The organism is Veillonella dispar, assembly GCF_900637515.1.
Taxonomy (GTDB): domain Bacteria; phylum Bacillota; class Negativicutes; order Veillonellales; family Veillonellaceae; genus Veillonella; species Veillonella dispar.
This window is the reverse complement of the sequence record NZ_LR134375.1, coordinates 1496123-1520083: the sequence shown is the minus strand read 5'-3', so window position 1 is coordinate 1520083 and position 23961 is coordinate 1496123. Positions and strand designations below refer to the sequence as shown.

The window sequence follows — 23961 nt, the reverse complement described above, 5'->3', positions numbered from 1 at the left end:
GAGGTCATATAGATGCATCAAGACGCAAAAGAGATTTTATATACAGCGGAACAATTACAGGCTCGTGTAGCCGAGTTAGGTAAAGCAATTAGCGAAGACTATAAAAATGAATCTGTAGTGCTTGTAGGGGTGTTAAAGGGAGCCATCGTTTTCTTTACAGACTTAGCTCGCGCTATTGATGATAGTGTAGATGTAAGTTTTGATTTTATTTCTTGCTCTAGCTATGGTAGTGGCACAACTAGTACAGGTGTAGTACGAATTCTAAAAGATTTGGATCGCTCTGTAGAGGGGAAGCATGTGCTTGTTGTGGAAGATATCGGTGATACTGGTACAACATTACATTACTTGCTAGAAAATTTACATGCTCGTGGCGCTAAAAGCGTACGTCTTGCAGCGTTATTGAATAAACCTGAGCGCCGTAAAATGGACGTAGAAGTAGACTATGTAGGCTTTATCATTCCTGACTACTTTGTTATCGGTTATGGTTTAGACTACGCGGAAAAATATCGTCACTTGCCTTATATCGGTATTTTAAAGGAAGAAATGTATCAAAATTAAAAATATGATATAATATATGAGTGCATCTCTCGATGAGATGTACTCAATTCGTTTATACAACTAAATTATTATTGAAAGGGGTAATCTTTTGGGTCGATTTACAAAAAATATCGTCCTTTACTTACTTATCATTGCCGCTTTCGTTATCGCCATTGACGCTTTCTCTGGTCAAAGTGCGAATAAATCTGAACTAAGTTACACAGGATTTATTCAACAAGTACAACAGAAAAAGGTTGAGTCCGTAACGATTACCAATGATCATGGTATTAAAGGTAAACTAAAAAATGGAACAGAGTTCAATTCTTATGCGCCAAGTGATGAAACATTAATTAAAACATTACAAGATAATGGCGTAGAAATTACAGCAGCTCCACCTGAGCAACCAGCTTGGTGGATGAGCCTGTTAGGTTCTGCTATTCCTATTATCATCTTGGTTGTATTGTTCTTCTTTATTATGCAACAAACTCAAGGTGGCGGTGGCCGAGTGATGAACTTTGGTAAAAGCCGTGCTAAATTGATGGGTGAAGGTAACGTAAAGGTTAGCTTTAAAGATGTAGCAGGTGCTGAAGAAGCAAAACAAGAATTAGAAGAAGTAGTAGAATTCTTGAAGGATCCAGGTAAATTTACAACAATCGGTGCTAAAATTCCGAAAGGTGTATTGCTCGCAGGTCCTCCAGGTACAGGTAAAACATTGCTTGCTAAAGCCGTTGCTGGTGAAGCAGGGGTACCATTCTTTACGATTTCTGGTTCTGACTTCGTAGAAATGTTCGTAGGTGTTGGTGCTTCTCGTGTGCGTGATCTTTTCACACAAGCGAAAAAGAATGCTCCATGTATCATCTTTATCGACGAAATTGATGCGGTAGGTCGCCAACGTGGCGCAGGTCTTGGTGGTGGTCACGATGAACGTGAACAAACATTGAATCAATTACTCGTTGAAATGGATGGTTTCGGTGCCAACGAAGGTATTATTACTATCGCTGCCACAAACCGCCCAGATATTCTTGACCCAGCGCTTTTGCGTCCAGGTCGTTTTGACCGTCAAGTTATCGTAGGTCGTCCAGACTTACGCGGTCGTGAAGCAATCTTAAAAGTACATGCTCGTAACAAGCCATTAGCTGACGATGTAGACTTGAAAACAATTGCTAAGAAAACTCCAGGCTTTACTGGTGCTGACTTGAACAACTTGTTAAATGAAGCGGCTTTATTGGCAGCTCGCCTTAACAAAAAAGTTATCACTATGGCTGAAGTTGAAGAAGCTAGTGAAAAGGTTAGCATGGGTCCTGAACGTCGCAGTCATATTGTGAGCGAGAAAGACCGCAAGTTAACAGCCTACCATGAATCTGGTCATGCCATCGTGGCACATTTGTTGCCTCATGCAGATCCTGTTCATAAGGTAACAATCATTCCTCGTGGCGCAGCAGGTGGTTACACTATGATGCTTCCTACAGAGGAACAAAACTACAAAACAAAATCTCAATTATTGGCAGATATTCGCGTAGCCCTTGGTGGTCGAATTGCAGAGGCTTTGATTTTAGATGAAATCAGTACAGGTGCTTCTGGTGACCTTCAAAGCGTAACGAATACAGCACGCGCTATGGTAACGCGTTGGGGCATGAGCGATGAGCTTGGTCCTATCGTATTTGGTGAACAACAAGAACAAGTATTCTTGGGTAAAAACCTTGGCCATGAACGCAACTACAGTGAAGAAATTGCTGCAAAAATTGATGCTGAAATTCATCGCATTGTTGAAGAAGCGTATAAAGACGTAACAAAACTTCTTAGCGATAACGAGAAATTCTTACATGATATGGCAAATGCTTTATTAGAGGAAGAAACAATCGATGCGAAAGCAGTAGATAATCTTTACAAATATGGTACAACGAAAGCCCCTGAAGTTGAGGAGTCTAAAGAAGCTCTAGAAGCGGCAGGTATTGTCGTACCAGAGGTGGTTGAAGCTAAAGAAAACACTGCTACAGTGGATGCTCCTAGTGAAACACCTTCTAACGAAATTAAATAATGGATTGTCCAAATAAAAAGAGCTGATCTCAATTGAGACCAGCTCTTTTTTATTGTCCATCATTGATGTGGCGGGTTGCTAAATATTCTTGTATACGACGTTCCTTAAGTGATTTTAAGTATTTCTGTGCTAATACATTAGGAATGGCCACACCGACCGCGATGCCAACGATTGTTAAAATACCTGTTACACCATTTTGTACCATATGTACGAGACCGGATTCGTTGAGTGCGTTGATGTGAAGCATATCGAATAGAAAACGATAATACAGAATACCAGGCATTAAGGCTATAGCAGATGGGACGATGATAATTGTGCTAGATGTTCTCAGCCAAGTAGAAACTTTTACATAGATCACGCTCATTACAGCAGCGCCTACAAAGGTAGCACCTGGAATGGAAAAGCCAAATTCAACAGCTAATAAATTGCGGATAAATACGCATAATATACCACCAATACCAATGGATACTAGTAACCGTACAGGAGCGTTAAATAATACTGCAAAGGATGCGGCTGCTGTAAAAGCCCCTATAATTTGCTCAATGGATAATACATGAGGCTTAATATCTACAAAGCTAAAGGCCGGCATAGGGCTAAAGTATAATGCCATGGCCATGCCTAAGGTCATACTGCCTACAATGAGGATAGTTCTGATTGCCCGCGTAATACCTGATAGAATATGGTTATTAATGGTGTCGATAACAGCGTTGATGAGTGGTACTCCAGGAATCATGAATAAGGTACAACATACGAGTACATAGACTAGTGAAGCTTGTTCAATATGAGAATAAAAACCATAGGCGGATACCATGGCGGCAAATCCACCTAATGCAATGCCTACATATTCGTTGCAACCAAAGCGTACCGATAAGGTGCGACCAAAATAACCGATTAATGAGCAAATAATTGTTACTATAAAAGCTATCATATCGCCACTATACAAAAAGGCAAGGCCTGCTGATCCGAGGGCACAAGCAATACCCTTTATCCAATCAGGATATACTGGAATAGTGGAATCTAATTTTGAAATTAACTGTTCATAGGTAGTGAGCGAGTAATGTCGTTCAAAGGCGCGCCATGTGAGTTTAGATACGGCATTGATCATGGCCATATTGGGAACATGAACCGGTGTTTTTCTAAAAACTGTTATGGAACGCTCTTTATGCAATAGATTCACCATGATAGTGGTATATGAAATATGAATATTTAAGTAATTATGAGGTATCCCCATAAATGTGGCTGATTTTAACATTTCTTCAATGATTCGATTTGTATCTGCACCACATTCCATGAGTAGTTTGCCTATGTTTAATAGGACATCAAGTTTTCTATGAATATGGATAAAGGGATTCTCTAGAACCTCATTTTTTTCTTCTAATGTAAATTGTCGCATATATCTCCCTAGATAATGATAGACCATACTATTGTTATCTTTTGCATAAGGTATAACTTAATACTACATGTATTATACCATTAATTCTTTTAAATACCCCTTGCATTTTACAGGGTACACTTGTACAATCGAATTGTAAACCTAGGTTGACAAAGAAAGGGGCTCTAAACTATGCGTGATGAAGTATTAGAATTCTTGAGACAAAACCAAGGTGGTTTCGTATCGGGACAAGATATGTCGGAAGCGTGTCATGTTTCGCGTACAGCTATTTGGAAGCATATCAAGGCATTACGTCAAAAAGGCTATAAAATAGAATCTTATACCAAGAGGGGGTATCGATTATTGGAGGAACCTGATTTGTTGAGTCCATTAGCAATGAAGCAAATCTTAAAAACGGATGTATTTGGAAAACGGTATGTCTATATGGACACTACCGAATCTACTAACCTAGAAGCTCGTCGCTTAGCACAACAAGGTGCAGAAGAAGGTACTGTTGTTGTAACAGAGGAACAGGCTGCTGGCCGAGGTCGTTTATCGCGGGGCTGGTATTCTCCATTTGGGAAAGGTCTATGGTTTAGTCTCATTTTGCGCCCTGACTTTGCACCTGTAGAAGCACCAAAATGTACATTGATGGCAGCCGTAGCCTTAACAAAAGCGTTTCATAAAATGGGACTCACCGATGCAGGCATTAAATGGCCCAATGATATTCTTGTGAATGGTCGTAAACTAGTTGGCATCTTGACTGAAATGTCTGGCTCTATGGAGGAAATTTCCTATATTGTTATGGGCATAGGTGTCAATGTAAAGACTAAACAAGAAGAGCTCCCGGAAGAATTGAAGTTGATCGCTACATCCTTAACTATGGAAGGCATTGATATTGAACGGACGGAAGCTTTTAAAATTATATTAGAATCCTTAGAACATCAATATTATGAAGTCCTCGATAGTGGTTTTGAGGAAACTCTCAATGAATGGCGTCAATTATCGGTAACACTTGGTGAGGAAATTGAAGTAAGAGCACCAGGAAATACCTATGAAGGAGTAGCTACAGATATTGATGAAGATGGTAACTTATTAGTAAGAATCCCAGATGGGACAGTTAAACGTATTATGGCAGGGGACGTATCAATTCGTCCGCGCAAATAGGAGGCATTCATGTTATTAGTAATTGATGTGGGGAACACCAATATTGTTCTCGGTGTATACGACAAGACGGAGCTTGTAGGTCACTGGCGTATTTCCACGGATCGGGTTCGGACCACCGATGAATATGGCATGTTGATGATGAACCTATTCTTCCATGACCGTAAGGTTGATGTGAAGGATATTAAAGATATCATCATTTCCTCAGTTGTGCCACCATTGATGCCTACATTAGAGCGCGTTTGTTTACGTTATTTCAATGTAAATCCTCTTATTGTTGGTCCTGGCACTAAGACTGGTATCGCCATTAAGTATGATAATCCTCGTGAAGTAGGTGCTGACCGTATCGTAAATGCTGTAGCGGCTCATGAGAAATACAAGGGTGACTTGATTATTATCGACTTTGGTACGGCTACTACCTATTGTGCGGTTAAAGGTAATGGCGATTATATGGGTGGTGTTATCTCACCAGGTGTTACCATTTCTGCAGAGGCTCTATTCCAAAGGGCTGCTAAATTACCACGTATTGATGTAAGAGACCCAGGTCAAGTCATTTGCCGGAATACCGTATCCTCTATGCAGGCGGGTATGTTCTATGGTTATGTAGGTCAAGTGGAAGGACTTGTATCACGTATGAAAGCTGAAATGGGTGATCATGTAACTGTCGTAGCTACAGGCGGTTTAGCACAACTCATTAGCAGTGCTACGGACTGCATTGATCATGTAGAACCTATGCTTACATTAGAAGGTTTACGCCTTATTTACGAAAGAAATAAATAATGCTACTATAATATAGTTACGAATATGTAACAAAGTAGTGTACATTCGGGTACAGCTTATGCTGTACCCTTTTTATTAGGGGATATATATGAATAATAAACAATGGCAAATTGGAGCTGTCAAAATTGACGGACAAGCCATATTAGCGCCAATGGCAGGGGTCAGCGATATCGCTTATCGCTTACTTGCTAAAGAGCATGGGGCCGCTTTGGTTTGCACCGAAATGGTCAGCGCCATGGGCATTAAATATAAAAATGAACGCACCCATGAATTGTTGCGTATTGAAGAGGTAGAACGCCCTGTATCTATGCAAATCTTTGGTTCCAATCCAGAAGCAATTGCATTAGGCGCAAAGGTAGTAGCTGATGCAGGTGCCGATATTGTAGATATTAATATGGGCTGTCCTGTGAAAAAGGTAGTAACCTCTGGTGATGGTTCTGCGCTTATGAAAAATCCAGATTTAGCAGCTCGTGTAGCAGAGGCTGCGGTTAAGGCCGTCGATGTGCCTGTAACCGTAAAAATGCGAATCGGTTGGGATAGTGATTCCATCAATGTTGTGGACTTTGCTAAGCGCATCGAATCTACAGGTGTGGCGGCTATTGCAGTACATGGCCGTACTAAGGAACAAATGTACAGTGGGCATGCTGATTGGTCTTATATTAAGGCTGTAAAAGAGGCTGTGTCTGTACCGGTTATTGGTAATGGCGATATAGTAGAGCCTGAAGATGCAAAACAAATGCTTGATGAAACGGGTTGTGATGCGGTAATGGTAGGCCGTGGTGCACAGGGAAATCCATGGATCTTTAATCGTATTCATCACTATTTGGCGACTGGTGAAGTATTGGCGGCGCCGAGCGATATTGAACGTCTCGACATGTTGTTAAAGCATTTTGATCTCTTATGTCAATATAAGGGTGAAAGTATGGCCGTTAAGGAAATACGAACTCATGCAGGCTGGTATATGAAGGGCCTCCCTGAATCTGCATATTGGCGCAATCGTGTGAATACAATTCATACTGTAACAAGCTTTCACAATGAGCTAGAATCATACCGTAAAATATTGTCTGAAATGTAGACAGATTGACAAATGAATAGTATTTTTATATAATGGTTGAGATAATTTAGAAATAAAAGATAAGGTGTCATCTTACTATGGCACTTTTTTCTTATTTAATTTATATGTAGAAAGAGTGGGGTACCCATGGCAGACGTAAAAGAAACATTACTTACCGCCGAAGGTTTAAAGAAATTAGAAGAAGAATTAATGTATTATAAATCTGTACGTCGTATTGAAGTGTCTGAACGTATTAAGACAGCTATTGAATATGGCGATATCAGTGAAAACTCTGAATATGATGATGCAAAAAATGAACAAGCTTTCATCGAAGGTCATATTGTAGAGCTTGAAAATAAAATTAACACTGCGAAAATCATCGACGAATCCGTAAAAGGTGATGTTGTATCCGTAGGTAGCAAAGTAACGGTACTAGATACAATGTACAATGACGAATTAGAATATGTTATCGTTGGTTCCTCTGAAGCGGATCCATTCAACAACCGTATCTCTAACGAATCTCCTGTAGGTAAAGCTATTTTGGGCAAACGTAAAGGTGATGAAGTAGAAGTTTCCACACCAGATGGTCCTGTTACATTCAAAGTGTTAGCAATCCAATAATTTACATTTACTGACGAAGAGGCGATAACATGAGTGAAGAAATTAAAAATGTACAAGAAGAGCTGAATGAGCAAATGCAAATTCGCCGCGACAAATTGGCTGAATACGAAGCGGATGGCATCTATCCATTTGGTCAACGTTTTATTGTAAAAGATAATGCAAAAGACATTAAAGATGACTTCTTCTTGAAATATGATGGTCAACCTGTAGTTATTGCAGGGCGCTTGATGACAATCCGTTCCCATGGTAAAACAGCATTTGCCAATGTTCGTGATAAATCTGGGGATATTCAAGTATATTTCCGTAAAGATGTATTGGGCGAAGAGGCTTATAAATACGTAAAAATGCTTGATATCGGTGATATCATCGGTGTAGAAGGTCATGTATTTAAAACTCATACAGGTGAAGTTACAATTAAAGTTAACAAATTAACTTTGTTATCTAAATCTTTACGTCCATTGCCAGAAAAATGGCATGGTTTAAAGGATACAGAACTTCGTTACCGTCAACGTTATGTTGATTTGATTGTAAATCCTGAAGTGCGTGATACATTTGTAAAACGTTCCCAAATCGTTGCTAAAATTCGCGAATACATGATGCGTGATGGTTTCATGGAAGTAGAAACACCAATGATGCATGCTATCCCTGGTGGTGCTGCAGCTCGTCCATTCATCACTCACCACAATGCGCTTGATATCGATATTTACATGCGTATTGCACCAGAATTGTACCTTAAACGCTTGATCGTTGGTGGTATGGACCGCGTATTCGAAATGAACCGTTGCTTCCGTAACGAAGGTATCGACAACCGTCATAATCCAGAATTCACTACTATCGAATCTTACCAAGCTTATGGCGATGTTGAGGATGCTATTCGCTTAACTGAAAACCTTGTGTCCTACTGTGCACAAGAGGTTTTAGGTACACAAGAAATCACATACCAAGGTACAGAAATCAATTTGACTCCACCTTGGAATCGTATCACAATGGCTGAAGGTGTAAAAAAATACACTGGTGAAGACTTTGATGCAGTTACTACTGTAGAAGAAGCTCGTGCCATTGCAGATCGTTTGAATGTAGAATATACAGAAAATGATGGTATTGGTAAAATCTTAAATCTTTGCTTCGAAGATTATGTAGAAGAAAACTTGATTCAACCAACTATCGTATATGGTCATCCAAAAGAAATTTCTCCACTTGCGAAAGCAAGTCGTGAAAATCCATTGGCTACAGAACGTTTTGAAGCGTTCATTTATGGTCGTGAATTGGCAAATGGCTTCTCCGAGTTAAATGACCCAATCGACCAAAAACAACGTTTCTTGGATCAATTGAAAGAACGCGAAGCTGGCGATGATGAAGCTCACCGTATGGATGAAGACTTCGTTACAGCTCTTGAATACGGTTTACCTCCAACAGCAGGTTTAGGTGTTGGTATTGACCGTCTCGTTATGTTCTTAACAGACTCTGCATCCATCCGCGATGTATTGTTGTTCCCATTGATGAAACCAGAAGCTCCTAAGCATATTGAAGCTGAAGAAGAAGCAGCTGAATAATCTAAAACCAAAAGGCTCTCTATTCTTTGAGTAGAGAGCCTTTTTATTCGTTATATGATACGAATATTATGTTTTATGATTATTGTATTCTATGAATATTATATTTATTCTATATGTGGTGTTGTAGTATATGTTGACTATGATATTTAGTTACGAAAGGAGAAGACTGTGAAACATTTAAAGGTTGCTTTATCTGATTCCGTGCAATCCAAAATTAAATCCATAGCAGGACGCACATGCGTTGGCGTTTTTGAAACAGATTTTACAGATGTAGGTGCCGTTGTTATCGATGATGGTGACCTAGATCTTGTGAATAATAATCAAATTAGCTCCTTTGGTATACCTATTATTGTCTTAAGACTTGATGCATCTAGAGATATATCTCTTTATGAAAATCGTATTACGTCCATTATAGAGCTCTTATCTATGAGTATCGACGACTGTACATCAGAGATAGAGAAAGTTGTAGCAAACTATGAAGCATCTATTTTACCACCATTTTTCAGGGCTTTGTCTGATTATGTAGGGGATGAAAATTCACAGTTTGACTGTCCAGGTCATCAAGGGGGCCAATTCTTCTATAAACATCCTACGGGTAGTGCCTTTTACAATTTCTTTGGAGAGAATATATTTAGAGCTGACCTTTGCAATGCAGATGTAAAATTAGGGGACCTCTTAATTCATGAAGGCTATGCGTATGATGCTCAAGCACATGCAGCTAAGGTCTACAATGCGGATAAAACCTATTTTGTATTGAATGGTACATCTTCTGCGAATAAGGTGGTGCTTAATGCTCTTTTAACACCAGGGGATATTATTTTATATGATCGTAATAATCATAAATCTATCTGCCATGGTGGCCTCGTTATGTCTGGTGCTACGCCTATATATCTTGAAACAGCACGTAATCCTTTTGGCTCCATTGGTGGTATTTTAGATCATTGCTTTGATGAAAGTTATATACGTGAATTAGTGGCTGAAAAATCACCTGAAAAAGCAAATGCAAAACGTCCTATTCGATTAGCAGTTATTCAACTAGGAACCTATGATGGTACGATTTATAATGCTCGGCAAGTAGTAGATAAAATAGGCCATCTTTGCGACTACATTTTCTTTGATTCTGCTTGGGTTGGGTATGAACAGTTTATTCCTATGATGAAAGACTGTAGTCCATTGTTGTTAGAATTGGGCCCAAATGACCCTGGTATTTTAGTTACTCAATCAGTACATAAGCAACAAGCTGGCTTTTCACAAACCTCTCAAATCCATAAGAAAGATAAACATATCAAAGGACAAGACCGTTATGTAGATCATAAGCATTTTAATAACTCCTTTATGATGCATGCATCTACATCTCCGTTTTATCCATTATTTGCATCGCTTGATGTAAATGCGAAAATTCATGAAGGCGAGTTGGGACAAACATTATGGCGTGAATGTGTTGAGGTAGCTATTGATGCACGTAAAGCCGTATTGAAACAATGTAAATATTTACGCCCCTTAGTACCTCCAATTGTTCATGGTAAACCATGGGAAGAGGGAAATACCCAGGAGATGGCTTGTGATGTAAAATATTTTGCTTTTGAGCCAGAAGCCAAGTGGCATTCTTTTAACGGCTATGGTGAAGGACAGTATTTCATTGATCCATGTAAATTTCAACTGATTACACCGGGAATCGATGTGGAAACTGGAGAATATGAAGAGTTTGGCATCCCTGCGAATATTCTTGCTAATTATTTACGAGAAAATCGAATTATTCCTGAAAAATGTGATTTAAATACAATCTTATTCCTCATGACACCAGCAGAATCTAAGCATAAGATGGATGCGCTAGTAGCGGAACTCGTTCGGTTTGAAGAACTCATAGATCGCGATGTACCGATGGAAGAGGTGTTGCCATCGATTTACTATAGTCATATAGACAAATATAAAGGCTACCACATTCGTCAGTTATGCCAAGAAATGCATGACTTTTATAAGTCTAGAAATATAAGTCTTTTGCAACAGCGATTATTCTTGGGTGAATACTTCCCTGACTATGTAATGAATCCACAAGAGGCAAATTTTGAGTTCCAACGAAATAAAGGAGAATTAGTACCGCTAAGCGAAGCAGAAGGACGTATTGCCCTTGAAGGGGCTCTTCCGTATCCGCCAGGTGTATTGTGTGTGCAACCAGGAGAACGTTGGTCGAAGACCGCTTGCGACTATTTCTTGGCTTTAGAGGAAGGTATTAATCTGTTGCCGGGGTTTGCGCCAGAAATACAAGGCGTATACATTACTGAACAAGCTAATGGCTATAAACAAGCGTATGGCTATGTATTAAAAAAAGAATATGAAATGTAAATTTATACGATTTGATACAAGGACTGTAGGAATTTACTAAAATTTCTTATACATTGATTAAACTGACAACGGGCCGTCGTCGTGAAATTCATCCTATTATGTACATCATGACTGTGGCGTTCATCATTCACTTTGCTATTTAAATAGCATATACTATGAATCATATAGCATAGTCTATTAAAGAAAAAACTAGCGTGTTATATGAGCTTAGCATTTTAGGGCTCTAATTACGCGAGGAGGTTATATGAATTCGACAGTTATTTTAAAAGGAAATATCTTATATACACCGCGGCCTTCAGAATTTATATCTATTCCACATGGATATATCATTGCCGTTGATGGCGTGGTCGTATATTGTGGGGAAAGTATTCCACCAGCTTATGCAGCGTGTGAGGTCACTGATTATGGTGATAATCTCATCATTCCAGGCTTTGTAGACACACATGCTCACGCTCCGCAGTATTGTAATCGTGGTCTTGGCATGGACAAAGAATTGCTGCCTTGGTTAGAAACCTATACATTTCCTGAAGAGGCAAAGTTTAGTGATCCAGATTATGCACGGTTAGTATATGGCGCCTTTGTACAGGATTTATGGCGCAATGGGACTACTAGAAGTATACTATTTGGTACCATCCATAAAGAAAGCACATTAGTATTGATGGAGCTTTTACAAAAAGCAGGACTATCAGCCTATGTAGGTAAGGTAAATATGGATCGTAACAGTCCAGAATTCTTGATTGAGGAAACACAACAGTCCTTGATTGATACAAAAGAATGGGTGGATGCATCCTCGCAGTTTGGTCCATTGGTTAAACCCATTATTACACCTAGATTTGTACCATCTTGTACAAGTGAATTAATGAGTGGACTAGGGAAATTAGCAGAAGAATATAATGTACCAATTCAATCTCACTTGTCCGAAAATCACGGTGAAATTAATTGGGTTGCATCATTACATCCAGAGTCACCAAATTATACAGATGTGTACTATGAACACCGCTTAATGGGACAGGTACCTACAGTGATGGCTCACTGCATTCATTTAAGCGATGTAGAAATAGATCGTATGGCAGAAACTCAAACTATGGTATCTCACTGTCCATATTCTAATGTAAATCTATCAAGTGGTATTGCACCGATTCGTAAGCTAATGAAACGGAATATACCGATTGGTTTGGGCTCCGATATCTCTGGTGGTCATATTGTATCGATGGCGAAGGTTCTTACGGAAGCTATTGGATTGTCAAAAATGAAATGGGTAGAAGTTGATCAAACATATGCGCCACTTACATTAAGTGAAGCCTTTTATATGGCTACAAAGGGGGGCGGCAAGTTCTTTGGTAAGGTTGGTAGCTTTGAAAAAGGTTGTGACTTAGATGCCCTTATCATTGACGATACATCAATATTTGACCCTAATGAACGCACCTTAGAGGAACGGCTTGAACGTTGGTTATATGTTGGTGATGATCGACATATTGTTGAGCGCTATGTAGCTGGCCATATAGTACCTAATCCTCAAGGTTAATATGTGATATGTAATAGCATGGGAATATAAAATAAAATTAAATACTATTTATAACAGGTAGTTTGTATATAAGGCAAACTACCTGTTTTGATTTGGCCTCATGTTGCGCATCAATACCCTTGGTGTATAATAAAATAATATATAAATTAAGAAAGTGGGGTACTTGATGGATATATTAGGGGCAAGGCGCTCTATAGAGCAGAAGTTACTTATGCAATCCGTTGGCCTGATGGCTCTAGTAGCGGTAAGCGGTACTATAATGGGGATTGTCACAGGTTCTAGTGCGGTATTATTAGATGGTGTATTTTCCTTTGTCGATGTTGTTATTAAAATCATGATGTTAATGACAGCCAAATTAATAGCCCGTGAAACGAGTAAGCGCTTTCAGTTTGGATATTGGCAGTTTGAACCTTTAGTATTGGCCGTAGAAGGATTTTTTATATTACTCATTGTAATCTATGCCTTATCTAGTGGTATTACAGATCTTATATCGGGTGGTCGTCATGTAGATTTTGGACCCGCTATTTATTATGCTATCTTCTTTACCGTGGCGGACACAATATATTATTTATATGTGCGTCGCATTAATAAGAGTCTGCAGTCCAACTTAATCAAATTTGATAATGTAAGTTGGTATGTTGATGCTTTGTTAGAAGCAGCTATCTTGATCAGTTTCGTCGTGGCCATCATGTTAGAAGGAACTGAATATGCTGATTGGGCAGCTTATATTGACCCGATTGTTCTCATTGTATTAGCGGTGCAAATGATACCGTCTGCGTTCCGCATTATCATCCCATCTGTAAAACAAGTGTTGGGGTGGGCACCAACTTCATTACATAATGAAGTGCAAAAAATAATGGATCGCTTTATGGAAAAGTACAATTTCAAGGATTATGTTTCTAGCGTACAAGTATATGGCAACACTCGAATTATTGAAATTGATATTTTAGTTCGCAAGAATTTTCCGTATCAAACGATTGCTGAAATCGATGCGATTCGCAATGAAATAGACCAAGAAATCGGAGGGAATCCTTCAGAAAAATGGGTTACCATTTCTTTCACAGGAACCCGAAAATGGATGGCGAAAGATTATTTACTAGAAGAAGATGATGATGAATAGTATAAAAATTAACTAGTAATCTAGTAGGTAGCTTATAATTTAATGATAAATACACCAATATATGGTATACTTAAACGTATTGAATATATTGTTCGTAGCATAGTTGGAAGATGAGGTTTATAGTATGTTAGACTTGAAATTTGTCCGTGAAAATATTGATTTAGTACAACAAAACTTAGATAATCGTCATACGAAAGGCGATTTAGAAACCTTTGTATCCGCTTATGATGAACGTCGTCAGTTGATTGGTAAAGTAGAGGAGTTAAAAGCTCTTCGTAACTCCGTAACTGAAGAAATTAGTCAATTAAAACGCAATAAAGAAAATGCGGATGATAAAATCGCAGAAATGAAAAAAGTAGGCGATGATATTGCTGAGCTTGATAATCGTATTCGCGATGTAGAAGCAAAATTACGTGATGCGGCATTGATGTTGCCAAACATGTGTGATGCATCTGTTCCTGTTGGTGCTGATGAAGATGAAAATGTAGAACAACGCAAATGGGGCGAACCACGTCAATTCGACTTTGATATACAAGCTCATTGGGATTTAGGTGAAAATCTCGATATTCTTGATTTTAATCGCGCTGGTAAAATGAGCGGTGCTCGTTTCACTGTATATAAAGGTTTGGGTGCTCGTTTAGAACGTGCTCTCATTAACTTCATGGTTGATCTTCATGTAGATAAACAAGGCTACACTGAAATGATGACTCCATACATGGTAACGCGTGAAACTTTGACAGGTACTGGTCAATTACCTAAATTTGCTGAAGATATGTACCATGTAGAAGATACTGAATATTTCTTGATTCCTACCGCAGAGGTTACATTGACTAACTACCATAGTGGCGAAATCTTGAGCGAAGAGGAATTGCCAAAATATTATACTGCATTTACTGCATGCTTCCGTGCTGAAGCAGGTTCCGCAGGTCGTGATACTCGTGGTCTTATCCGTCAACATCAATTCAACAAAGTTGAAATGGTTAAATTAGCTAAACCTGAAGATTCTTACAAAGAATTAGAAACATTGACTGATAATGCAGAAGAAGTATTGCGCTTATTGGAGTTGCCATTCCGTGTAATTACACTTTGTACAGGTGATATTGGCTTTGGTTCTGCTAAAACATATGATGTAGAGGTATGGATGCCAGCTCAAGGCAAGTATAGAGAGATTTCTTCTTGTTCTAATATGACTGATTTCCAAGCTCGTCGTGCAAATATTAAATTCCGTCGTGGTCCTAAAGGTAAACCAGAATTCGTTCATACATTAAATGGATCTGGTCTTGCTGTAGGTCGTACAGTAGCAGCTATCTTGGAAAACTATCAACAAGCTGATGGCTCTGTTGTGATTCCTAAAGTACTTGTACCTTACATGGGCGGCGTAGAAGTAATTAAGGCTGGAAAATAAGAGGGGGCATTCTATGAAGTTCTTTATTGATACAGCAGAATTTGATGAGATTAAAGAGGCGTATGCTTTTGGTTTTATCGATGGTGTTACTACTAATCCATCCCTTATCGTGAAAGCTAAACGCGATTTAAAACAAGTTATTTCTGAAATCGCTAATTTGGTAGAGGGCCCTGTGAGTGCAGAGGTTATTGCTTCTGATGCAGAAGGTATGATCGGGGAAGCTCATGAGCTTGTAAAATTAGGCTCTAATGTAGTTATTAAAGTGCCTATGACTCCAGAAGGTCTTAAAGCTGTTGCAGTTTTAAGCAAAGAAGGCATTAAAACTAATGTAACCTTAATCTTCTCTGCCAACCAAGCCTTATTAGCAGCTCGTGCAGGTGCTACCTATGTGAGCCCATTTGTTGGCCGTATTGATGATATCAGTATGGATGGTCTTACATTGATTCAAGATATTGCAGATATATTTGCTATTCATGGCATTGAAACTGAAATTATTGCGGCTAGTGTGAGAACACCATTGCATATCATTCAATGTGCAAAAGCTGGTGCTCATATTGCAACTGTGCCATTTAAAGTGCTTATGCAAGCTATGAAACATCCACTAACAGATGCAGGGCTTGAAAAATTTATGGCAGATTGGAAACAAGCTAATCAATAAGTTAAGTATTCGGCTCGATGTAAGGGTCATATTACAATACACACAGGACTTATAAGGAGGCCTATTATGGATCGTACATTATCTTTGGAATTTGCTCGTGTCGTTGAAGCGGCTGCTTTGCGCAGTGGTCGTTTGCTTGGTCGCGGTCAAAAGGATGCAGCGGATGGTCTTGCTGTAGACGCAATGCGTCAAGCATTTGACTCTGTTCGTATCTCTGGTACAGTTGTTATTGGGGAAGGCGAAATCGATGAAGCGCCTATGCTTTATATTGGTGAACATGTAGGTGCAGGTGGCCCAGAAGTAGACATCGCAGTTGACCCTATTGAAGGCACAAACTTGATTGCAAAAGGCCAAAATGGTGCGATTGCAGTTATGGCTATTGCTGAAAAAGGTGGCTTGTTACATGCGCCAGATATGTACATGGAAAAACTTTGTGTTGGTCCTCGTGGTGCAGGTGCTATCGATATTACTAAATCTTTAACAGAAAATATTAAAAATGTAGCTGCAAAAATGAATCGCAATGTTGATGAAATTACACTTGTAATGCTCGATCGTGAGCGTCATCATGGTTTGATGAAAGAAGCGCGTGATCTTGGTGCACGTATTATGTTAATTTCTGATGGCGATGTTAATCCAGCTATGGAATGTTGTATTGAAGGTTCTGGTGTGCACATGGTTGTTGGTACTGGTGGTGCACCAGAAGGCGTATTGGCTGCGGCAGCTTTAAAGTGCGTAGGTGGCGATATGCAAGCGCGTTTGAAACCAGAAACAGAAGAAGAAATTCGTCGTTGTCATGAAATGGGGATTACCGATGTAAATCAAGTGCTTACATTGGATGATTTAGTTCGTACAGATGATGTTATCTTTGCGGCTACTGCTATTACTCGCGGTAACTTATTGAATGCTATTCAATACTTCCCAGGTGGTGCGCGTACACATACTATCGTAATGCGTTCTAAAACAGGTACTGTTCGTTTCTTAGATACAGTGCATATGGATGAGAAGCTAAAATCCTTAAAAGCAAAATAATAATTAGGCCCCTCAAAATGAGGGGCTTTTTTTCTCAGTATTTTCTCACAGTCTCTTGATGAGATATATCGAAAAATAGTATAATAACAATTAGTATATGACGTTATAAATACAACGTCTTGTAGTTTATACAAGATGATCGATATAAAGTGTAGGAGGAATTCTGTTGGAAAAGCTAATCATTCAAGGTGGCAACCGGTTGGAAGGCCGTGTACGTGTTAGTAGTGCTAAAAATGCGGTACTCCCTATTATTGCCGGTACTTTGCTAGCATCAACACCTAGTAAATTACTTGAAATTCCAAATTTGGAAGATGTAGGTACAATTTGCCAAGTTATCGAGTCTTTGGGGGTTAAAATTACTCGTAATAAAGCAGATGATGAAATTATCTTCGATGCGTCTACATTGACTGGTACGGAAGCTCCTTCTGAGCTTGTACGCAAAATGCGTGCATCTTTCCTTGTGATGGGGCCACTTTTGGCGCGCAAAGGGGAGGCTAAAATCTCTATGCCAGGTGGTTGTGCGATTGGTGCACGTCCTATTGATCTTCATCTAAAAGCTTTCGAAGCGTTAGGTGCTAAAATTGAGGTTACTGAAGATTATGTATATGCTCATGCTCCAGAAGGCCTTAAAGGTACTCAAATTTACTTGGATTTCCCAAGTGTAGGGGCTACAGAAAACGTAATTATGGCGGCTTCCATGGCTGAAGGTAAAACTGTTATCGAAAATGCAGCGGAAGAACCTGAAATCGTTGATTTGGCAACATTCTTGAATGCAATGGGTGCTAATATTCGCGGTGCTGGTACAAATGTAATCCGCATTGAAGGTGTGCCTCAATTACATGGTGCAATTCATACGGTTATTCCAGACCGTATCGAAGCTGGTACATATTTGATTGCCGCTGCTATGGCTGGTGGCGACGTATTTGTAGAAAATGCATTGCCAGAACATTTGAAACCAGTAGTAGCTAAGTTAAAAGAAGCTGGCGTTACTGTAGAGGAAGAAATTGATGGTATTCGCGTTATCAGCACTGGTAAAGGCATTAAAGCTGTTGATATTAAAACATTGCCATACCCAGGTTTCCCAACAGATATGCAAGCTCAATTTATGGCGCTTACTACAATCGCTGAAGGTACAAGTACTGTAACAGAAACTGTATTTGAAAACCGCTTCATGCACGTTGCGGAGCTTCGCAAAATGGGTGCCCATATCGATATCGACAATCGTCAAGCGATTGTAGAAGGTATGCCACGATTACATGGTGCTGTAGTTAATGCTACAGACTTGCGTGCAGGTGCAGCTCTTGTTTGTGCTGCATTGACTGCAGAAGGTAAAACTGAAGTTGGTCGTCTACATCATATCGATCGTGGTTATGATGATTTTGTAGGTAAATTGCAAAGGTTAGGTGCTGATATTGTTCGGGTTGACGAATAAAAGTACAGAGCCAAAACAGAATAAAAAGAAACGAAGCCGGCGCTCAAAAGGGCCGGCTTTATACAACGAGCAACAAAACTTAGGTGCTGCAAAGGTTGAAAATGCTAAAACTAGTTCTAATCGTAAACCATTACGGAGGACGAAACGCAAGTCTACGAAGCTTTCAGAGGGTGTAGCAAAGCAAGCTAGCCATTTAGCTTCCAATATGCGTGAAGCCATGGTTAAAGTCACCAAAATGCGCCGTATTGAGCGTCGTAATCGTGAAACCGTTGCCATAGCGAAAACTACACCTGCTATGACATTAAAGCGTCTAGTTCGTCCTGAGCAGGTGGGCGATTTAATGGGGCGATTGAATCGTTCTTTAAACTTTGACTTAGGCATAGATTTGGGAACTGCTAATATTCTTATCTTTGCTAAAGGGAAAGGGCTAGTCTTAGATGAGCCTGCCTATATTGCACGGGATGATAAAACTGGAGATATTCTTGCCTTAGGTGAAGCTGCACGTTCTATGGTTGGACGTACACCTAAAGGAATATCTGTTATTCGTCCTGTTCAAGCGGGAGTTATCGCAGATTACGATATGACCGAATTTATGTTAAAATACTTTATTCGATCAGTTGTGCCTGCTTCCAGATTAATGAAAACACGTATTATCGTATGCGTACCGTCTGGAATTACGCCTGTTGAAAAACGTGCTATTTTAGAGGCATTACTTAGAACAGGCGCTAAAAAGACTGTTCTTATAGAGGAACCATTAGCGGCAGCTATGGGTACAGGCCTTAATGATGCTGACCAAGTTGGCGCCATGGTTGTCGATGTAGGAGGCGGTACTACAGATATTGCTGTTCTTTGTGATACGGGCGTTGTTGTAAGTGAATCCCTTCGTATTGGGGGCGATTCTTTCAATGAATCGATTATCCGTTATATACGCCGTAAGAAGAGACTAGTTATCGGACCATTAACAGCAGAAAAGATTAAGATTTCTGTAGGTACTGTAGATCGACGTGCTAAGGAGCGAACTATAGAGGTTAGAGGACGTGATGCTAGCTCTGGATTACCTAAGATGGTTGCTGTTAATTCCTTAGAAATTCAACGTGCCTTAGAGGCGCAAGTGATGAATATTCTAGAAGGTATTAAATCGATTTTAGAAAAAACACCTCCAGAACTTGTAGCAGCCATTAATGATCATGGTATCATTCTGACAGGTGGCGGTGCTCTCATCGATGGTTTAGATCGTGTTATTACACGTTCTGTTGGTATTGCGTCTTATTTGGTAGAGTCTCCAAGATATGCTGTTATCAAAGGGGTTGCAAAGGCTCTTGATGAAATGTCACAATTGCGTGATACATTGGATGAATTACAATAAAATATTTTATTGAAATAATGTAGAATTTAAGGAAGTTACTATTTATAGATAGGCCATTGTAGAATGGAATAACTGTAGATAGTAACTCCTTTTTTTAGTGCATCCTTTTTGAAATTTTCATCTTTATGATGTATACTATAGTAAAAGTATATTGTATAAAATTGATGTATGAATATAAACCTATTAATATGGATTGTCGCTATAGAGGAATTGTAAATGAAACGATATTTATATATGACTTTTGCTGTGTTAGGCTTTTTAGGCAGTACAATACCTTATGCTGAAGCTGGAAATTTAACAGGTGTACGTGTATCTAATCACGACGGTACAAGTCGAATTGTATTAGATGTATCTGAAATGCCTGTATCTTGGACGAAATCTTATAATGAGTCCACACATGCTCTTACTCTTAACCTAGGGGGTACGACAAATGGATTGACTGGACCTATAGCTCAAAATAATACGAAAACAGGTGTTTTAAAAGGTATTGGCTTGCAACCTGTTAAGGGAGCTTTACAAGTAACATTGACAGCTAATAAGGATGTACAACACCATGAGTTTACATTGGAAAAGCCATCGCGTATTGTAGTCGATTTATTTTCTAGCTATGCCCAACAAACTACAAAAGACGTAAATAAATCCGTTACGTATAGTAAGATTAATAACACTGTAGCAGAAGGTAAGATTCAAGCCTTTGCGCTATCTGTTGATAATGATTCACCTATGGTAGTAGCCCATGTTTCAGAAGGAAAAGCCTTATCATCTGTGATTCAATCGCATACTGCTATAATTGGCGCAAAGGTAAAAGGTAGTAGTTTTGATCGCCCTTATTCGGTAGCAAGTGATGGAACTATTGATTTAGAGCGTATTTCTAACCGTGGCACCTTGCGATATACACCAAATCGTGGATATTTTATTGAAGAAAAAAGACCTTTACTACAGGCTAAAACACAGAAGGATACATTCCTGATTACCTCTGTTAATACAAGTCGTAAAGAAAATGCTTTGACTCTATATACATCAGCGTATGGGGCATCTACAAAGACTAATGACTTTGGATACGAAGTGACTGTTGCTAATGGCAAGGTGGTTAGTGGTCAAAAAGGGAATTCTAAAATTGGAGAAAACCAATACGTATTATCTGGTCATGGAGAATCTAGGGATGCGTTACGTAAATTAAAGGTGGGCACACCGATTACGATTCAAAATAGACCGGAGTTGGCACAAGTGAATACCACTGGTGGAGCAGCTTTACAAGCAGGTACTATGGTTTTGAAAAATGGTAACTATGTTGGTGCTGATGGGACCCATAATAAAGCTCGTAGTTTTATAGGAACTACTAAAGATCATAATTTGGTGGTTCTTACTGTTGATAAAGCTGGGCTTCAATCCGTAGGGGTTACACAACAAGAAGGGGCTCAACTATTATCCAAACTAGGCGTCGTGGATGGTGCTGAATTATCGAATCAAGGTAGTGTTGATTTAGTAGTCAATGATACATATGTTCATAAAGCGACTTCAAATCCTACGACCTATGAGGATATTGTAATTATAAAATGAATTCGTTGCATACAATTTTGTTTGAAATATTAGTAATAATTTAGTATACTATAAATACATAACTAATTTTGTAAAAGGAGGGATCGTTATGAAAAGAGTAGTGTTGGCATTAGCTGCTTTAGGCATTTTAAGTGTTAGCTCTGTAATGGCGGCCCCTGTATCATACCAAAGTGTATTAACAGGTAAAGTTGCTTCTACAGTTTCTGTTGGCTCTGCTGTAACAGAAGGTCAAACATTGGTAACTGTAGAGACATTGGCTGGCCCTATGGCTGCTGCTAAATCTACTGTAACTGGTACTGTAACGGCGGTCAATGTTACAGTGGGCTCAGACGTTTCTCGTGATCAAATCGTTGTCACAGTAGAAAGTAAATAAAGGAGAGAAGGAATGAAGTTTTCTCATTCTTGGCGTCGGTATAGAAAAGCGATACTGGCGCTTTTCTTCTGTACTTCACTTACAGCTGCACAGGCTGTTGATTTCATGCCTGTCAATGATGTAACTACAGGTATGGAAGGCATTGCAAAAACTGTAATTGTAGGAGATACCATTTCTACCTTTGATGTAAAGGTACTTGGTGTCATGAAGGATAAGGGACCATCTGGTCATCTTATTTTAGCGAAGTTCTCTGGTCCTGTTATGGAAAAAACAGGCGGCATCGCTCATGGCATGAGTGGTAGTCCTGTATATATAAATGGTAAGCTCGTTGGTGCTGTTGCTTATGGCTGGGGCTTTGCAGATGGTACGATTGGGATGATTACCCCTATCGAGGATATGGTGAAATTATGGAATATTCCATATGAGAAGAACTTATCCAAACCATGGGATGATAAACAATTGATCCCTCTTGGCACGCCACTTATGGCTTATGGCTTTGATGCAGCATCCATGGATTACTTCAAATCCAAGTTGCCACAATATAAATATGAAACATATGATACGGCTAGTGCTAGTGGTGATGAAATTGCTAAACCTCTAGAAGCCGGTGGTTCTGTAGCAGCATTACTAGTTGATGGTGACCTAAAACTGGGGGCCATTGGTACTGTTACCTATGTAGATGGGGAAAAGATTGTTGCCTTTGGTCATCCATTCTTAAAACATGGCTCCTCAAACTACTTCATGCATAATGCAAGCATCTTTACAGTAGTTAAAAGTTATGATGCTGCTTTCAAATTGGGCTCTATGGGCAAGGAAGTTGGCTCTGTAACTGAAGATAGAGGTGCTGGTATTGCAGGTGTTTCTGGTGTGATTTCTCCAGGGATCCCTATGCGATTCCATTTGAAAGACCTTGATATGGGGCGTGATAAAACTAGCTCTGTTAAGGTTATTGAAGATAGTGAGATGACACCGACTTTAGCGGCTACATCTCTATATAACATGTTGAATAAAACGTTGGATCGTAGTGGCGCTGGTACGGCTACCATTTCTTATACAATCACACCAAGAGGTAAAGAGCATAAACCGTTGACGCGAACTAATATGTTCTATAGCTCTGACTCTATCTCTGAGAAGGCTGTTGATGAGTTCTATAATGTTATCGACGTTCTTATGAATAACCGATTCATTAATTATGAAATTTCTGACATCTCTGTAGAAACTGAGGTGACACAAGATAAGAAAACAGCTAAGCTTGTTGATGCCTCTGCATCTTCAACCATTGTTTCCCCTGGTGATACAATCGTTGTAGATGTAACGTTGGAGCCGTTCCGCGGTGAGAAGGTCGTTAAACAAATCTTCTTTAAGGTTCCTGAGGATCAAGCTGTTGGCAAGTATACCTTAGAGGTGCGTGGGGGCGGTGAAATCCCATTACCTTATGTATTAGAAAAGCAAAAATATAATTTAACTGATGAAATTTTACGTCGCTTAAAAGTTCATAAAGATTTTAATGAACTTTATGATGAAATTCAAAAGACTGATACAAATAATCAAATCGTTGTAGAGTTTTTAGAAGATGGCATTAGTCTTGTTGATGAAGATGGTTCCCAATCTGTTAAAAAAGCTAAACTTAAAGATGTGGAATCAAAACCTATGCCAGGGGATGTAAAGAAAAAAACAGGTCAAGAAGATTTGAGTTCTAGTAAGGACGATGATAATCAAATAGAAAAAACTGCTATTGATACGGAATACATCGTTCAAGGTGATGGTCAATTTACAATTCATGTTATGAAACCAGCCGATCGCGATAAAGCATTAGCTAAACGCGTAAAAGAAGTTAAAAATCAAAGCAAGATGGAACATAAATTAGAATTGGAAGACCAATCCAAAAAGGATAAATCCAGTAAAAAAGATGTGAAAAAGTCTGATAAACAAGATGTGAAAAAATCTGATAAACAAGACCAAAAAACACCTGATAAAAAGGATGAATCTAAAGTAAATGATACTAATGCAGCTGAATAAGCTGAAAATGTA

19 protein-coding genes are annotated in these 23961 nt (G+C 39.2%); 18 read left to right on the top strand and 1 reads right to left on the bottom strand.

The features are described from left to right. Positions 1 to 12 precede the first annotated feature (12 nt). A complete protein-coding gene (hpt, locus tag EL171_RS07030) occupies positions 13 to 558 on the top strand; it encodes a hypoxanthine phosphoribosyltransferase (protein ID WP_126413458.1) in 546 nt (181 codons plus the stop codon). Positions 559 to 646: 88 nt separating this feature from the next. Then, on the top strand, positions 647 to 2575 hold the full coding sequence (ftsH, locus tag EL171_RS07025; protein ID WP_005387235.1) for an ATP-dependent zinc metalloprotease FtsH: 1929 nt from the start codon (positions 647 to 649) through the stop codon (positions 2573 to 2575). A gap of 49 nt (positions 2576 to 2624) precedes the next feature. On the opposite strand, the gene EL171_RS07020 is transcribed toward ftsH, so the two are convergent. Then, positions 2625 to 3968, bottom strand: a complete 1344-nt coding sequence (locus tag EL171_RS07020) for a threonine/serine exporter family protein (RefSeq protein ID WP_005387236.1) — start codon at positions 3966 to 3968, stop codon at positions 2625 to 2627. 171 nt (positions 3969 to 4139) lie between these two features. On the opposite strand from EL171_RS07020, the gene EL171_RS07015 reads away from it, so the two are divergent. From EL171_RS07015 to EL171_RS06940, 16 genes are all read left to right on the top strand, one after another. Next, positions 4140 to 5114 carry a biotin--[acetyl-CoA-carboxylase] ligase gene (locus EL171_RS07015; RefSeq protein ID WP_005387238.1) on the top strand — a complete coding sequence of 325 codons (975 nt, stop codon included), beginning with the start codon at positions 4140 to 4142 and terminating at the stop codon, positions 5112 to 5114. A gap of 9 nt (positions 5115 to 5123) precedes the next feature. Next, positions 5124 to 5891, top strand: a complete 768-nt coding sequence (locus EL171_RS07010) for a type III pantothenate kinase (protein ID WP_005387239.1) — start codon at positions 5124 to 5126, stop codon at positions 5889 to 5891. Between the two features lie 88 nt (positions 5892 to 5979). Further along, a complete protein-coding gene (gene dusB, locus EL171_RS07005) occupies positions 5980 to 6966 on the top strand; it encodes a tRNA dihydrouridine synthase DusB (RefSeq protein WP_005387240.1) in 987 nt (328 codons plus the stop codon). Between the two features lie 126 nt (positions 6967 to 7092). Then, complete coding sequence (gene greA, locus EL171_RS07000; RefSeq protein ID WP_005387241.1) at positions 7093 to 7566, top strand: transcription elongation factor GreA; 474 nt, start codon at positions 7093 to 7095, stop codon at positions 7564 to 7566. A gap of 29 nt (positions 7567 to 7595) precedes the next feature. Further along, positions 7596 to 9119 carry a lysine--tRNA ligase gene (gene lysS, locus EL171_RS06995; protein WP_005387242.1) on the top strand — a complete coding sequence of 508 codons (1524 nt, stop codon included), beginning with the start codon at positions 7596 to 7598 and terminating at the stop codon, positions 9117 to 9119. A 168-nt stretch (positions 9120 to 9287) separates the two neighbouring features. Further along, on the top strand, positions 9288 to 11462 hold the full coding sequence (gene speC, locus EL171_RS06990) for an ornithine decarboxylase (RefSeq protein WP_005387243.1): 2175 nt from the start codon (positions 9288 to 9290) through the stop codon (positions 11460 to 11462). Between the two features lie 244 nt (positions 11463 to 11706). Next, positions 11707 to 12987 (top strand): guanine deaminase, encoded by a 1281-nt coding sequence (gene guaD, locus EL171_RS06985; protein ID WP_005387244.1) that lies wholly within the window; start codon positions 11707 to 11709, stop codon positions 12985 to 12987. 166 nt (positions 12988 to 13153) lie between these two features. Continuing rightward, a complete protein-coding gene (locus tag EL171_RS06980) occupies positions 13154 to 14107 on the top strand; it encodes a cation diffusion facilitator family transporter (RefSeq protein WP_005387246.1) in 954 nt (317 codons plus the stop codon). Between the two features lie 124 nt (positions 14108 to 14231). After that, complete coding sequence (gene serS, locus EL171_RS06975; RefSeq protein ID WP_005387247.1) at positions 14232 to 15512, top strand: serine--tRNA ligase; 1281 nt, start codon at positions 14232 to 14234, stop codon at positions 15510 to 15512. A gap of 13 nt (positions 15513 to 15525) precedes the next feature. Further along, on the top strand, positions 15526 to 16170 hold the full coding sequence (fsa, locus tag EL171_RS06970) for a fructose-6-phosphate aldolase (protein ID WP_005387248.1): 645 nt from the start codon (positions 15526 to 15528) through the stop codon (positions 16168 to 16170). A gap of 66 nt (positions 16171 to 16236) precedes the next feature. Then, positions 16237 to 17199, top strand: a complete 963-nt coding sequence (glpX, locus tag EL171_RS06965; RefSeq protein WP_005387249.1) for a class II fructose-bisphosphatase — start codon at positions 16237 to 16239, stop codon at positions 17197 to 17199. Positions 17200 to 17365: 166 nt separating this feature from the next. Then, positions 17366 to 18631 carry a UDP-N-acetylglucosamine 1-carboxyvinyltransferase gene (murA, locus tag EL171_RS06960; RefSeq protein WP_005387250.1) on the top strand — a complete coding sequence of 422 codons (1266 nt, stop codon included), beginning with the start codon at positions 17366 to 17368 and terminating at the stop codon, positions 18629 to 18631. Continuing rightward, positions 18612 to 19997 (top strand): rod shape-determining protein, encoded by a 1386-nt coding sequence (gene mreB, locus EL171_RS06955; RefSeq protein ID WP_039969444.1) that lies wholly within the window; start codon positions 18612 to 18614, stop codon positions 19995 to 19997. Before murA ends, mreB begins: the two co-directional genes overlap by 20 nt. Positions 19998 to 20213: 216 nt before the next feature. Next, positions 20214 to 21557 (top strand): phosphodiester glycosidase family protein, encoded by a 1344-nt coding sequence (locus EL171_RS06950; RefSeq protein WP_039969445.1) that lies wholly within the window; start codon positions 20214 to 20216, stop codon positions 21555 to 21557. 88 nt (positions 21558 to 21645) lie between these two features. Further along, on the top strand, positions 21646 to 21930 hold the full coding sequence (locus EL171_RS06945; protein WP_005387253.1) for a biotin/lipoyl-containing protein: 285 nt from the start codon (positions 21646 to 21648) through the stop codon (positions 21928 to 21930). 12 nt (positions 21931 to 21942) lie between these two features. Then, positions 21943 to 23949, top strand: a complete 2007-nt coding sequence (locus EL171_RS06940; protein WP_005387254.1) for a SpoIVB peptidase S55 domain-containing protein — start codon at positions 21943 to 21945, stop codon at positions 23947 to 23949. Positions 23950 to 23961: the final 12 nt, after the last annotated feature.

Excerpts from the sequence above, each read along its gene's own strand:
- hpt (WP_126413458.1), top strand. The coding sequence starts at position 13 with ATGCATCAAGACGCAAAAGAGATTTTATATACAGCGGAACAATTACAG.
- EL171_RS07020 (WP_005387236.1), bottom strand. The coding sequence starts at position 3,968 with ATGCGACAATTTACATTAGAAGAAAAAAATGAGGTTCTAGAGAATCCC.
- EL171_RS07015 (WP_005387238.1), top strand. The coding sequence starts at position 4,140 with ATGCGTGATGAAGTATTAGAATTCTTGAGACAAAACCAAGGTGGTTTC.
- EL171_RS07010 (WP_005387239.1), top strand. The coding sequence starts at position 5,124 with ATGTTATTAGTAATTGATGTGGGGAACACCAATATTGTTCTCGGTGTA.
- dusB (WP_005387240.1), top strand. The coding sequence starts at position 5,980 with ATGAATAATAAACAATGGCAAATTGGAGCTGTCAAAATTGACGGACAA.
- greA (WP_005387241.1), top strand. The coding sequence starts at position 7,093 with ATGGCAGACGTAAAAGAAACATTACTTACCGCCGAAGGTTTAAAGAAA.
- lysS (WP_005387242.1), top strand. The coding sequence starts at position 7,596 with ATGAGTGAAGAAATTAAAAATGTACAAGAAGAGCTGAATGAGCAAATG.
- guaD (WP_005387244.1), top strand. The coding sequence starts at position 11,707 with ATGAATTCGACAGTTATTTTAAAAGGAAATATCTTATATACACCGCGG.
- EL171_RS06980 (WP_005387246.1), top strand. The coding sequence starts at position 13,154 with ATGGATATATTAGGGGCAAGGCGCTCTATAGAGCAGAAGTTACTTATG.
- serS (WP_005387247.1), top strand. The coding sequence starts at position 14,232 with ATGTTAGACTTGAAATTTGTCCGTGAAAATATTGATTTAGTACAACAA.
- fsa (WP_005387248.1), top strand. The coding sequence starts at position 15,526 with ATGAAGTTCTTTATTGATACAGCAGAATTTGATGAGATTAAAGAGGCG.
- glpX (WP_005387249.1), top strand. The coding sequence starts at position 16,237 with ATGGATCGTACATTATCTTTGGAATTTGCTCGTGTCGTTGAAGCGGCT.
- EL171_RS06950 (WP_039969445.1), top strand. The coding sequence starts at position 20,214 with ATGAAACGATATTTATATATGACTTTTGCTGTGTTAGGCTTTTTAGGC.
- EL171_RS06945 (WP_005387253.1), top strand. The coding sequence starts at position 21,646 with ATGAAAAGAGTAGTGTTGGCATTAGCTGCTTTAGGCATTTTAAGTGTT.
- EL171_RS06940 (WP_005387254.1), top strand. The coding sequence starts at position 21,943 with ATGAAGTTTTCTCATTCTTGGCGTCGGTATAGAAAAGCGATACTGGCG.